This is a genomic window from Streptomyces sp. NPDC102462 (assembly GCF_044765425.1).
In the GTDB taxonomy this organism is placed as follows: Bacteria; Actinomycetota; Actinomycetes; order Streptomycetales; family Streptomycetaceae; genus Streptomyces.
The window spans coordinates 104,619-116,894 of the sequence record NZ_JBIWKB010000003.1 but is presented as its reverse complement, the minus strand read 5'-3'; the positions used below and the strand labels follow the sequence as shown (position 1 = coordinate 116,894).

14 protein-coding genes are annotated in these 12,276 nt (G+C 68.5%); 5 read left to right on the top strand and 9 right to left on the bottom strand.

Annotation, left to right across the window (positions count from 1 at the left end):
* The first annotated feature begins 88 nt into the window (after nt 1-88).
* The 5 genes from ACIRFL_RS04185 to trxA all read left to right on the top strand — a co-directional run bounded on the left by ACIRFL_RS04185 (nt 89) and on the right by trxA (nt 5,031).
* The gene (locus ACIRFL_RS04185) at nt 89-1,807 is read left to right on the top strand and encodes a protein kinase family protein (protein WP_404023696.1); all 1,719 of its coding nucleotides are present in this window, start codon (nt 89-91) and stop codon (nt 1,805-1,807) included.
* A gap of 26 nt (nt 1,808-1,833) precedes the next feature.
* A complete protein-coding gene (gene sigM / locus ACIRFL_RS04180) occupies nt 1,834-2,559 on the top strand; it encodes an RNA polymerase sigma factor SigM (RefSeq protein WP_404023694.1) in 726 nt (241 codons plus the stop codon).
* Nucleotides 2,556-3,497: an anti-sigma factor family protein gene (locus ACIRFL_RS04175; RefSeq protein WP_404023693.1), complete on the top strand. Its 942-nt coding sequence runs from the start codon at nt 2,556-2,558 to the stop codon at nt 3,495-3,497. The genes sigM and ACIRFL_RS04175 overlap by 4 nt, the downstream gene beginning before the upstream one ends.
* 191 nt (nt 3,498-3,688) lie before the next feature.
* Nucleotides 3,689-4,657, top strand: coding sequence for a thioredoxin-disulfide reductase (gene trxB, locus ACIRFL_RS04170; protein WP_404023692.1), 969 nt, complete (start codon nt 3,689-3,691; stop codon nt 4,655-4,657).
* Nucleotides 4,658-4,698: 41 nt separating this feature from the next.
* Nucleotides 4,699-5,031 (top strand): thioredoxin, encoded by a 333-nt coding sequence (gene trxA, locus ACIRFL_RS04165; protein WP_359292413.1) that lies wholly within the window; start codon nt 4,699-4,701, stop codon nt 5,029-5,031.
* A gap of 169 nt (nt 5,032-5,200) precedes the next feature.
* Here the strand turns inward: trxA and ACIRFL_RS04160 are convergent, their stop codons facing one another.
* From ACIRFL_RS04160 to rpmH, 9 genes are all read right to left on the bottom strand, one after another.
* Nucleotides 5,201-5,818, bottom strand: coding sequence for a GNAT family N-acetyltransferase (locus tag ACIRFL_RS04160; protein WP_404023691.1), 618 nt, complete (start codon nt 5,816-5,818; stop codon nt 5,201-5,203).
* 340 nt (nt 5,819-6,158) lie between these two features.
* Entirely contained in the window at nt 6,159-7,253 is a 1,095-nt protein-coding gene (locus ACIRFL_RS04155; protein WP_404023690.1) for a ParB/RepB/Spo0J family partition protein, read from the bottom strand.
* Nucleotides 7,250-8,323 carry a ParA family protein gene (locus ACIRFL_RS04150; protein ID WP_404023907.1) on the bottom strand — a complete coding sequence of 358 codons (1,074 nt, stop codon included), beginning with the start codon at nt 8,321-8,323 and terminating at the stop codon, nt 7,250-7,252. The genes ACIRFL_RS04155 and ACIRFL_RS04150 overlap by 4 nt, the downstream gene beginning before the upstream one ends.
* A 329-nt stretch (nt 8,324-8,652) precedes the next feature.
* The gene (gene rsmG / locus ACIRFL_RS04145) at nt 8,653-9,369 is read right to left on the bottom strand and encodes a 16S rRNA (guanine(527)-N(7))-methyltransferase RsmG (protein ID WP_404023688.1); all 717 of its coding nucleotides are present in this window, start codon (nt 9,367-9,369) and stop codon (nt 8,653-8,655) included.
* Between the two features lie 113 nt (nt 9,370-9,482).
* Nucleotides 9,483-9,995: a protein jag gene (locus ACIRFL_RS04140; RefSeq protein WP_404023687.1), complete on the bottom strand. Its 513-nt coding sequence runs from the start codon at nt 9,993-9,995 to the stop codon at nt 9,483-9,485.
* 15 nt (nt 9,996-10,010) lie between these two features.
* Nucleotides 10,011-11,273, bottom strand: a complete 1,263-nt coding sequence (yidC, locus tag ACIRFL_RS04135; protein ID WP_404023686.1) for a membrane protein insertase YidC — start codon at nt 11,271-11,273, stop codon at nt 10,011-10,013.
* A 3-nt stretch (nt 11,274-11,276) separates the two neighbouring features.
* The gene (gene yidD, locus ACIRFL_RS04130; protein ID WP_388705432.1) at nt 11,277-11,642 is read right to left on the bottom strand and encodes a membrane protein insertion efficiency factor YidD; all 366 of its coding nucleotides are present in this window, start codon (nt 11,640-11,642) and stop codon (nt 11,277-11,279) included.
* On the bottom strand, nt 11,639-12,010 hold the full coding sequence (gene rnpA / locus ACIRFL_RS04125) for a ribonuclease P protein component (protein ID WP_404023685.1): 372 nt from the start codon (nt 12,008-12,010) through the stop codon (nt 11,639-11,641). The genes yidD and rnpA overlap by 4 nt, the downstream gene beginning before the upstream one ends.
* Before the next feature lie 21 nt (nt 12,011-12,031).
* Nucleotides 12,032-12,169 (bottom strand): 50S ribosomal protein L34, encoded by a 138-nt coding sequence (rpmH, locus tag ACIRFL_RS04120; RefSeq protein WP_003956500.1) that lies wholly within the window; start codon nt 12,167-12,169, stop codon nt 12,032-12,034.
* Nucleotides 12,170-12,276: the final 107 nt, after the last annotated feature.

The following is a 12,276-nucleotide window of genomic DNA, read 5'->3' as shown; positions in this document are numbered from 1 at the left end:
CCCGTGTGTCGTGCATAGCGGCAGACTGTGGGCACAATTGGTTTCGGCGTCGGACAGCGTGCAACGGATGGGGAGGCAGGGAACGACGGTGGCGGAACGGAGCACGGCTGCCGTCGACGTGGCAGACAACAGCGGCGACGAGCCGCTGACCGCCAAGGCGGACCAGTCCACGGCCGACGGGGTGGCCCAGAACCCGGAGCGGGACACGGACAACGACGAGGCGCAGGGGAGCGACGGGGCCGAGGGCCCCGGGAAGAAGGCCGCGCCTCCCGAGTTGCACAGCGGCCACAAGCTCGCCAGACGCTACCGTCTCGAAGAGTGCGTCACCCGTCTGGACGGATTCAGCAGTTGGCGCGCGGTCGACGAGAAGCTGCGCCGGGCCGTCGGCGTGCACATCCTGCCGGCCGAGCACCCGCGGGCCCGTAATGTGCTGGCGGCCGCCCGTTCCTCGGCGCTGCTGGGCGACCCGCGCTTCGTGCAGGTCCTGGACGCCGTCGAGGAGAACGACCTCGTCTACGTCGTGCACGAGTGGCTGCCGGACGCCACCGAGCTGACCACGCTGCTGTCGGCGGCGCCGCTGGATCCGCATGACGCCTACCAGATGGTCAGCCAGGTCGCCTCCGCCATGGCCGCGGCCCACCGCGAGGGCCTTGCCCATCTACGGCTCAACCCGAACGCCGTGCTGCGCACCTCCACCGGCCAGTGGCGCATCCGGGGCCTGGCCGTGAACGCCGCGCTGCGCGGCATCGACTCCGACACCCCGCAGCGCACGGACACCGAGTCGATCGGTGCCCTGCTGTATGCCGCGCTCACCCAGCGGTGGCCGTACGAGAACGATGCCTACGGTCTGTCCGGACTGCCCAAGCACATCGGTCTGATCGCCCCGGACCAGGTGCGGGCGGGCATCCACCGCGGCCTGTCCGAGCTGGCCATGCGGGCGCTCGTCAACGACGGCGCCACCGCCTCCCGGCACGAGGCACCCTGCACCACGCCGGAGGAGCTGGTGAAGGCGATCGGCGAGATGCCCCGCATCCGCCCGCCGGAGCCGGCGTTCACCGCGCCGCCCGAGTACCAGCGCACGACGTACCAACAGGGCACCTACGGCCGCCCCGCCCCGCACCCCGGCGTCGCCCAGCCCGTCCAGGCCCCGCCGCCCCCGCTGCAGAGCCGCACCGGCAAGGCCCTCAAGTGGGCGGTCTCCGCGCTCCTGATCGCCGCCCTGGGCCTTGGCAGCTGGCAGCTCGCGGAGGCCCTGATGGACCAGGGCAACCAGTCCGACGACACCAACAACACCCAGACGACGGGCGAGGGCGACAAGGACAAGCCCAAGCCCCTCACGGCGCTCAAGATCCAGGGCGCCCAGGAGTTCGTCGCCAAGGGAGACGCCCAGCACCCCGGTGACGTCGGCAAGACATACGACGGCGACACCTCGACGACCTGGCGGACCAAGACCTTCGCCGAAGGTCCGCCCATCGCGCCGTACAAGCCGGGCGTGGGCATCGTCTACGACCTCGGCTCGGCGAAGGAACTCTCCACGGCGTCCATCGGGCTTCGCTACGCTGGCGATCACACCACCGTCGAGCTGTACGCGTCCGACTCTCCGACGCCGTCGTCGCTCGACGCCATGGACAAGATCGGCAGCGTCAGCACGAACGGCACCAACGCCACGGTGAAGCTCGGCAAGCCGGTGAAGACCCAGTACGTCCTCGTGTGGCTCACCGCGGTGCCGCACTCGGGTCCGGACCCCACCGAGTACAGCGGCGCCGGATACAAGCAGGCCATCACCGAGGTGAAGTTCGCGGGCTGACGTTCACCGGAGGCGGAGGGGGTCGGATGGCGGACGGCAGCGGATTCGACGGGGTGAGCGATCAGGATCTGCTCGCCCGGCACGTCAAGGGGGATCCCGATGCCTTCGGGGAGCTGGTCCGCCGCCACCGGGACCGGCTCTGGGCTGTCGCCCTGCGCACGCTGGGGGACCGCGAGGAGGCCGCCGACGCCGTCCAGGACGCCCTCGTCTCCGCCTATCGGGCCGCCCACACCTTCCGTGGGCACTCGGCCGTCACTACCTGGCTGCACCGGATCACCGTGAACGCCTGCCTGGACCGTGCCCGTAAGGCGGCGTCCAGGAAGACCGCGCCGGTCGACGACACCGAGCGGCTGGAACAGCTGCTGGAGCCGCATGAATCGGCCTCGGCGCCCGCCGAGCGCAACGATCTGCACCGGCAGCTCCTGGAGGCCCTGGGTTCACTTCCGCATGACCAGCGTGCCGCTCTCGTCCTGGTGGACATGCAGGGCTACCCGGTCGCCGAGGCCGCCCGCATCCTGGATGTGCCCATCGGGACCGTGAAGAGCCGCTGCGCCCGCGGCAGGGCCAGACTCCTTCCCCTGGTCTCTCATCTACGGGCGGAAGAGGCCGGGGACGACGGGGAACCGGATCCGGCACGGAACCGGTCGGAGGGGACATCCGTCCCACCGGCAGCGGACCCTGGGGACAGTGGTCCACAGCCAGCGGGATCCAGTGATTCAGCCGCAGTGAAGGGCGGAGGTGGGCGAGCATGACTTCCTTGACGGATACGACCGGGCACCCGGACGTCGCCGAGATCTCCGACCTCACCGAAGGTCTGCTCCCGCCGTCCCGGACCACGGAGGTACGGCGACACCTGGACGCCTGCGACCTGTGCGCGGATGTCCACCGTTCCCTGGAGGAGATCCGCGGGCTGCTGGGCACCATGCCGGGCCCGCCGCAGATGCCCGCCGATGTGGCCGGCCGGATCGACGCCGCCCTTGCCGCGGAGGCGCTGCTCGCCGCCACGGCCCCCGGTGACCCCGTGCCCGGGCCGGTCCCGGCGAGCGCATCCCCGGGCGAGTCCGACGAGAGCACTGGGACGCATGTTTCACGTGAAACATCGACTCCGGCGGACCGGCCCGCCGGGCGTTCCCCTGGGGCGACCGGTCCGGGGCGCAAGGCTCGCCGCCGGGGACGCCGTGGGACCGTCGTGATGGGCGCCGTCCTCACGGCTGCCGTCCTGGGCGCCGGGTCATTGCTGTTCCAGACGCTCGGCACCGACAAGCCCGATACGATCGCGCAGGGCGGGCAGACCCCTACAGCCGGCGCCTTCTCCGAGAAGAGTCTTCAGAGCCAGGTGACCGACCTGCTCACCACACAGCAGGGCTCCCCGCACGGCTCCGGCAGCCAGCGGCCACGGCTGGAACTCGGGCCGGAGTCCTATAGCCCGCGTGCCGGCGAAAGCGCGGACACCCTGCTCCACCCCTCGACCCCGGTCCCGGACTGTATCCGGCAGGGCATCAACAGCAACGCGGACATCCTCGGCGCCAAGCAGGGGACATACGACGGGAAGGACGCCTATCTGGTCGTGCTGCCCGACCTCGGCGACAGCTCACGGGTCAACGCGTATGTCGTCGAGGCGGCCTGTGTCGGCCAGGAGCCCATGGCACCGGGCACTGTCCTGTGGAAGCAGTCCTTCGCCCGTTCCTGAGCGCCTGAGGTTCGTCTTCCTCGGCGGCCGGGGTTCGTCCCGTTCCACCGCGGCAACCCTCCTGTGGGACTTCCCGTGTGCCCGGACACAGCGGGAATGCGGGCCCCGTAGGATCCGTTGGGTGGGGTGAGAGTTCTGAAAGGGGCTCCCACCGGTCGAACTGACGTAGACCAGAGACGAGGAATGCAGCCGTGAGCGACGTCCGTAACGTGATCATCATCGGCTCCGGGCCCGCCGGCTACACGGCGGCGCTTTACACCGCGCGCGCGTCGCTGAAGCCCCTGGTGTTCGAGGGCGCCGTCACCGCCGGTGGCGCACTGATGAACACCACCGACGTGGAGAACTTCCCGGGCTTTCGCGACGGCATCATGGGCCCCGACCTGATGGACAACATGCGGGCGCAGGCGGAGCGCTTCGGCGCCGAGCTGGTGCCGGACGATGTCGTCTCCGTCGACCTCACGGGCGAGATCAAGACCGTCACGGACACCGCGGGCACCGTCCACCGGGCGAAGGCCGTCATCGTCACCACCGGCTCCCAGCACCGCAAGCTGGGCCTGCCGAACGAGGACGCGCTCTCCGGCCGTGGTGTCTCCTGGTGCGCCACCTGTGACGGGTTCTTCTTCAAGGACCAGGACATCGCCGTGATCGGCGGCGGTGACACCGCGATGGAGGAGGCCACCTTCCTCTCCCGGTTCGCCAGGTCGGTGACGATCGTCCACCGCCGGGACACGCTGCGCGCTTCCAAGGCGATGCAGGAGCGTGCCTTCGCCGACTCGAAGATCAAGTTCGTCTGGGACAGCGAGGTCGCCGAGGTCCAGGGCGGCCAGAAGCTCTCCGGTCTGAAGCTGCGCAACGTCAAGACGGGTGAGCTGTCCGACCTCCCGGCAACGGGTCTGTTCATCGCGATCGGACATGACCCGCGCACGGAACTGTTCAAGGGCCAGCTCGACCTGGACGCAGAGGGCTATCTGAAGGTCGACGCCCCCTCCACCCGGACCAACCTGACCGGCGTCTTCGCCGCCGGCGACGTCGTCGACCACACCTACCGACAGGCGATCACCGCGGCCGGCACCGGCTGCTCCGCCGCTCTCGACGCCGAGCGCTTCCTCGCCGCCCTCGCGGACACGGAGAAGGCCGAGCCCGAGAAGACCTCTGTCTGACCCCTTCCGCCCCACCGCACGATCAAGTTAAGGAGCCCGCCGTGGCCGGCACCCTGAAGAATGTGACCGACTCCTCCTTCGATGAGGACGTCCTCAAGAGCGACAAGCCCGTTCTGGTGGACTTCTGGGCCGCCTGGTGCGGTCCGTGCCGTCAGATCGCTCCGTCCCTTGAGGCCATTGCCGCCGAGTACGGCGACAAGATCGAGATCGTCAAGCTCAACATCGACGAGAACCCGGCTACGGCCGCCAAGTACGGCGTCATGTCGATCCCGACCCTGAACGTCTACCAGGGCGGCGAGGTCGCCAAGACCATCGTCGGTGCCAAGCCGAAGGCCGCGATCGTCCGCGACCTTGAGGACTTCATCGCCGAGTAGTCGGCTGAGCCCTCGCACCGACGGGCATGTTTCACGTGAAACACGAATGGGCCAACCCGGAAGGGTTGGCCCATTCGCTTGAGCGCGCCGTCATCAGCGACGGTCCGCAGAGAGCGGCTTACGAAGAGCGGCTTACGAAGAGCGGCATACAGAGAGCGGCTGGGAGCGGCTAGAGCGGCCGAAGCGCTGGTTCCTTCTGTACGGCCCCCAGAAGCCGGTCGATGGCCATCTCCACGTCCTCCTTCCACGACAGCGTCGTACGCAGCTCCAGACGCAGTCGCGGGTAGGCGGGGTGGGGCCGTACCGTCTTGAAACCCACCGCCAGCAGATGATCGGCAGGCAGGACGCAGGCGGGTTCCTTCCAGCGGGCGTCCCCGAAGGCCTCGATCGCCTTGAACCCTCGGCGCAGCAGATCCTTGGCGACCGTCTGCACCATCACTCGGCCCAGTCCCTGCCCCTGATAGCCGGGCATGATGAACGCGGTCATCAGCTGCACCGCGTCGGGGGAGACGGGACTCGTCGGGAACGCCGTGGAGCGGGGGACATAGGCCGGAGGCGCATAGAGCGCGAAGCCCACCGGCACCTCGTCGACATAGACCACCCGGCCACACGATCCCCAGTCCAGAAGGACGGCGGAGATCCAGCCCTCCTTCTCCACCGTCGCCCTGCCCGCCCTTACCGCGGCCTCGCCGCTGACCGGGTCGAGTTCCCAGAAGACACACGAGCGACAGCGCTTGGGAAGATCCTGAAGATTGTCCAGCGTGAGCGGTACGAGCCGGCGCCCCATGAAGGCTGTTCCTCGCTTCCTTCGCCCGCCGCGTCGCGAGCGGCTGTCAAAGCGCTCCGTTCCCTGAGCAGACCGCCGACGAAGCCGCCGAGCACGCCCAGTCCCAGGCCCGCGCTCACCAGTCCCGTCCGGCTCACCGTTCGCATGGCCCCCGCCTCCCACCGAGAGGTGCTGCCAGGTGAATGCGCCATACCCGAACGCATCGTATCCACGATGCGTTTGCATCGATACCGACAAAAAGCAAAGAGCGGACCGTGTTCCGGTACACACCGGACACGATCCGCTCCGTCGTCCGACACCGTCCGCCCCGTCGTCCGACAAGGGCAGGACGCCCGTGCGGTCAGTCCTCCTCGGAGTCCCCGTCGTGGAGACCCTGCTGGAAGACCGGCCCCTCACCCGGGGCAAGCGTGCCGAGGATCCGCTCAAGGTCTTCCATGGAGGCGAACTCGACCGTGATCTTGCCCTTCTTCTGACCGAGGTCGACCTTCACCCGTGTCTCGAAGCGGTCCGAGAGACGGGTGGCCAGCTCGTTCAGCGCCGGGGAGACACGGGCCCCGGCCCGGGGCCCCTTCGACCGCGGAGCCGTCTGGGGACGGGAGCCCATCAGGGTCACGATCTCCTCGACGGCCCGCACGGAAAGCCCCTCGGCCACGATCCGGTGGGCGAGTCGGTCCTGCTCCTCGGAGTCCTCCACGGACAGCAGCGCCCGGGCGTGTCCGGCGGAGAGCACACCGGCGGCGACCCGTCGCTGGACGGCCGGCGACAGCTTCAGCAGCCGCAGAGTGTTGGAGACCTGGGGGCGGGAACGCCCGATACGGTCCGCCAGTTGGTCATGGGTGCAGTTGAAGTCCTTGAGCAACTGGTCGTAGGCGGCGGCCTCTTCCAGGGGGTTCAGCTGGGCGCGGTGCAGGTTCTCAAGCAGGGCGTCCAGGAGGAGCTTCTCGTCGTCCGTCGCCCGCACGATCGCGGGGATCGCCTCAAGCCCTGCCTCCCGACAGGCGCGCCAACGCCGCTCACCCATGATGAGTTCGTAGCGGGCGGGTCCCAGCTGCCGTACGACGACAGGCTGGAGGAGACCGACCTCCTTGATGGACGTGACCAGTTCTTGCAGCGCGTCCTCGTCGAAGACCTCACGCGGCTGGCGCGGGTTCGGCGTGATGGAGTCGAGGGGGATCTCGGCGAAGTGAGCACCCATCGGCGGTGCGGGCGTCTCCGTGACGCTGAAGACCGACGGCTCCTCGGTTTCCTGTGAAACAGGCGGCAGCGTGGTCACCTTCGCCGCGGCCACCCCGCGGTCCGTCGTCAGCACCGGGACCGGGGCGGGGGACGGCGATGGCGCTCCCCCCACCGCGGCCGAGGCCGGGTTCTTCTCGGTCGGGGCAGCAGGGATCAATGCGCCCAGTCCGCGGCCCAGCCCCCTCCGTCGCTCGCTCACTGGATCCCCTCCACCATGTTCGGATTGCTCTGTGGCCCGATATGGGCCTGCGTCGGGTCGTAGGTGACGCCGACGCCCTTCAGCGCGATCTCTCGTGCCGCCTCAAGATAGGAGAGGGCGCCGCTCGATCCAGGATCGTAGGTCAGCACCGTCTGCCCATAGCTCGGCGCCTCGGAGATACGGACCGAGCGGGGAATGCTCGTCCGCAGCACCTCGTCGCCGAAGTGGCTGCGCACCTCTTCCGCGACCTGGGAGGCAAGACGCGTCCGGCCGTCGTACATGGTGAGCAGGATGGTCGACACATGCAGGGCGGGGTTGAGGTGGCCTCGCACCAGATCGACGTTGCGCAGCAGTTGCCCCAGTCCCTCCAGCGCGTAGTACTCGCACTGGATGGGGATGAGGACTTCGGCCCCGGCCACCAAGGCGTTGACGGTCAACAGGCCGAGGGACGGCGGGCAGTCGATGAGGATGTAGTCCAGCGGCTGCTCGTACGCCTGGATGGCCCGCTGGAGCCGGCTCTCGCGGGCCACCAGCGACACCAGCTCGATCTCCGCGCCGGCGAGATCGATCGTGGCGGGGGCACAGAAGAGGCCCTCGACATCGGGGACCGGCTGCACCACCTCGGCCAGCGGCTTGCTCTCGACCAACACATCGTAGATGGAAGGGACTTCGGCGTGATGGTCGATGCCCAGCGCGGTCGAGGCATTGCCCTGTGGGTCGAGGTCGACCACCAGGACACGGGCGCCGTGCAGAGCGAGTGAAGCGGCAAGGTTGACCGTCGTCGTCGTCTTGCCGACGCCACCCTTCTGGTTGGCGACCACGATGACTCGGGTCTGCTCGGGCCGTGGCAGCCCTTCGCCGGCACGGCCCAGAGCCTCCACCGCCAATTGGGCAGCACGACCGATGGGAGTGTCGTCCATCGGGGGCGGTGTTTCACGTGAAACATCCACCCCCATCGACTCGGTACGGGGACCGGGGACCGGATCGGTCATCGGTCCCGCGATGTTGGCGTCGGACCGCAAGGATTCACTCTCCTCGACTTCAGGCTCGCGATGAACAGAGCCTCCCATGCCTTCGGGGTCATGAACCAGTGAGGCCTGGTGTTCTGTGGAGAAATCCACCTCTGTGGACAACTCCGTGCCCCCACAGGGGGACGGAGCGTCACTCGAGGGGGGCGTTTCCCCGAGTGACCCCAGAGGCTTGCGGTCGCGGGGTTCGGCCGCGGCGCGGCCGCGACTGATGATGCCGTGCAGGAGTGAGCGACGTTTCACGTGAAACACGATGCACAGCGACTGCGGCCGTATCTTCGCGACACTCCGGGTTGCGTAGGTTTGGAGGCTTGTGTGGAGTACGGGTGGTCGTCAGGACGGATCAGCATCACTCATCCGTTCTGACATCCTCAACGACGTCTGCGGGCCCGCCCGGTACGGGCCGCCTTGGCTCGCTTGGCCGCGAAACGCACACCGCCGGGGCTCTCCCCGACCTCGACCCGTACGACGGTGGACAGCGGGTCCACAATGCCCTCGCCCACACGCAGGATGGAGGTCGACACCGCTCCCAGCTTGCTCAGCGCGGCTCCTGTGGCCTTCAGCTCCTCCTCGGCCGTGTCCCCCTTCAGGGCGAGCATCTGGCCGTACGGGCGCAGCAGGGGGATTCCCCAGGTGGCGAGCCGGTCCAGCGGGGCGACTGCCCGGGCCGTCACCACATGGACCGGTGGCAGCTTCCCCATGACCTCCTCGGCCCGGCCACGGACCACGGTCACATGGTCCAGCCCCAGCAGTTCGACGACCTCGGTGAGGAAGTTGGTGCGGCGGAGCAGCGGCTCCAGCAGGGTGATCTTCAGGTCCTCCCGGACGAGCGCCAGGGGAATGCCCGGCAGGCCGGCGCCCGAGCCCACGTCGCACACCGTGACCCCTTCGGGGACGACCTCGGAGAGCACCGCACAGTTGAGCAGGTGTCGCTCCCACAGGCGGGGCACTTCCCGTGGGCCGATCAGACCACGCTGCACGCCGGCCTCGGCCAGCAGCTCCGCGTAGCGGACCGCATCGGCGAAGCGATCGCCAAACACTTCCCGCGCCTGTTCGGGCGCAGGGGGGAGATCCGCTGCCTCCGTCACGGGGACCGTCCTTCCGTACAGCGCCGACGCCGTGCGCCGACCACAGAACTACCAGGCTGACAAAGTTCGGCCCCGTCTGGGCGACAGACGGGGCCGGTGGAACGTAGAGCCGATCAGGCGGGCAGCACGACGACGAACCGCTGTGGTTCCTCGCCCTCGGACTCGCTGCGCAGCCCCGCGGCCTTGACCGCGTCGTGCACGACCTTGCGCTCGAAGGGGGTCATCGGCTTGAGCTTGACGGGCTCGCCGGTGTTCTTGACCTCGGCGGCGGCCTTGGCGCCCAGCTCGGAGAGCTCGGCGCGCTTCTGGGCGCGGTAGCCCGCGATGTCCAGCATCAGCCGGCTGCGGTCCCCGGTCTCCCGGTGCACGGCCAGGCGGGTCAGCTCCTGCAGGGCTTCCAGCACCTCGCCGTCACGACCGACCAGCTTCTGCAGATCACGGCCGCCCGTGTCGCTGATGATCGACACGGAGGCGCGGTCCGCCTCGACGTCCATGTCGATGTCGCCGTCGAGGTCGGCGATGTCGAGCAGACCCTCAAGATAGTCCGCCGCGATCTCACCCTCCTGCTCCAGGCGGGTCAGGGTGTCTGCACCCTCGGCAGCGGCGGAGGTGGTGCCTTCCGTCACGGGATGGACTCCTTCTTACTTCTTGGACGGGGACTTGGGCCGCTGTGAACCCTTGCGCTGACCGGACTGGGCCTTGCTGCGGGTGCCTGCGCCCGGCTGCCGGGCCTGCTTGGCTGCGGGCTTGGCGTCCTGTGGCTGTTCGGACTTGTTCAGCGACGTGGTCGGCGCGGCGTCGTCGGCCTGCTTCGGGGTGCCGGACTGGCGCTGGGCCTTGGTCTGCCGCTTGGGCTGCTGGCGCTTGGGAGCGGTGGTGGTCGCGCCGCCCTCGGCCTCGGCGACGGCCTGGCTCTCGCTCTTGATGACGGAGCCGTCGCTCTGCGCGGCCAGGCCCGCCTTGGTCAGGCCGTTGATGAACTTGCGCTCGTGCTCGTTGCGGTCGCGGCCCTTGGTGACGATCGCCTTGACGATGGCCTTCTCGCTGCGCCGGCGGACCTTGCCGTGGTGCGTGACGTGCTTGGTCAGGCGCTCCAGGTAGGCGGCCTGGGCCTTGGAACCCGGGGTCGGGTTGTTGTGGATGACGTACATCTGCTGGCCCATGGTCCACACGTTGGTGGTCAGCCAGTAGACGAGGACACCGACGGGGAAGTTGATGCCGAAGACGGCGAACATGACCGGGAAGATGTACATCAGCATCTTCTGCTGCTGCATGAACGGCGTCTTCACCGTGGTGTCGACGTTCTTCGTCATCAGCTGACGCTGCGTGTAGAACTGCGACGCCGACATGAGGACGATCATGATCGCGGTGACGACACGGACGTCGGTCAGCGAGGCACCGAGCGCGGCAACCTTGTCCGAGCTGTCGGTGAACTTCGCGGCCAGCGGGGCGCCGACGATGTGCGCCTTCTGGGCGCTGGCGAGCAGCTGGTCGTTGATGACGCCGATGGTCTTGCCCGACGCGATGCCGTTGAGCACGTGGTACAGGGCGAAGAAGAACGGGGACTGCGCCAGGATGGGAAGGCACGAGGAGAGCGGGTTGGTGCCCGACTCCTTGTACAGCTTCATCATCTCTTCGGACTGACGCTGCTTGTCGTTCTTGTAGCGCTCCTGGATCTTCTTCATCTCGGGCTGAAGCGTCTGCATGGCCCGGGTCGCCTTGATCTGCTTCACGAAGAGCGGGATCAGGCAGATGCGGATCAGAATCACCAAGGACACGATCGACAGGCCCCAGGCCCACCCGGTGTCAGGGCCGAAGATGGCGCCGTACACCGTGTGGAACTGGACGATGACCCAGGAAACGGGTGTGGTGATGAAGCTGAAGAGGCTGGCAATCGTGTCCACTAATCATGCTCCTTGGGCATGGGACGAGGTCTCTGCGGCCGGGCTTGAGGGAAGACCGGATGGGAGCTTCGCCTCGGTGGCCGGTTCGGCGGCGGAGGGCCCGCCCTTGCGTGCGCGCCAGGCGCTGCGCAGCATTTCGTGCCACCGCGGGCGCTTGCGCGGCGGGACATGGTCCACACCGCCGAGCGACCACGGATTGCACCGGAGGATGCGCCAGGCAGTCAGTGCCGTGCCCTTGATCGCACCGTGCCGGTCGATGGCCGTGTAGCCGTAGTGGGAACACGACGGGTAGTACTTGCACACCGGCCCGAGCAGCGGACTGATGGTCCACTGGTAGAGCTTGATCAGAGCCAGTAGCGGGTACTTCATCGCGCGCCCCCTCCCAGCAGCCGCCCCACGGCGGCATCCAGGTCTCGGGCCAGCTGTGCATGGTCTGCGTCACCCGATCCGGGTAGCGCTCGTACGACTACCAGGCTACCGGGGGGGAACAGGGCGACTCGATCACGCATCAGATGGCGAAGTCTGCGCTTCACTTTGTTGCGCACGACGGCACCGCCCACGGCCTTGCTGACGACGAAACCCGCACGCGTCGGGGAAGCGCTCTCCCCAGGCGCGTGCGGGTCCGTGGCACCGCTACGAAGGTGGACGACGAGGAGCGGGCGTCCGGCCCGGCGCCCTCGTCGTACCGCGGTCGCGAAGTCCTCGCGCCGCCTCAGCCGGTTCTCGGTGGGCAGCACGACGTCATGACCTGATCGGGATCAGGCGGACAGACGGGCGCGACCCTTGCTACGGCGGGACGCGAGAATCGCGCGGCCGGCACGGGTGCGCATACGCAGCCGGAAGCCGTGGGTCTTCGCGCGACGACGGTTGTTCGGCTGGAAGGTGCGCTTGCTCACTCGGGGGCTCCAGAAAGAATCGGTAGTGGCGGGGTGCCGTCCTGGCTGTCACCGTGCGCCCACGAGTAGCTCGCAGTGACGCCCGAGTGCACCGCTTACCGGTCACC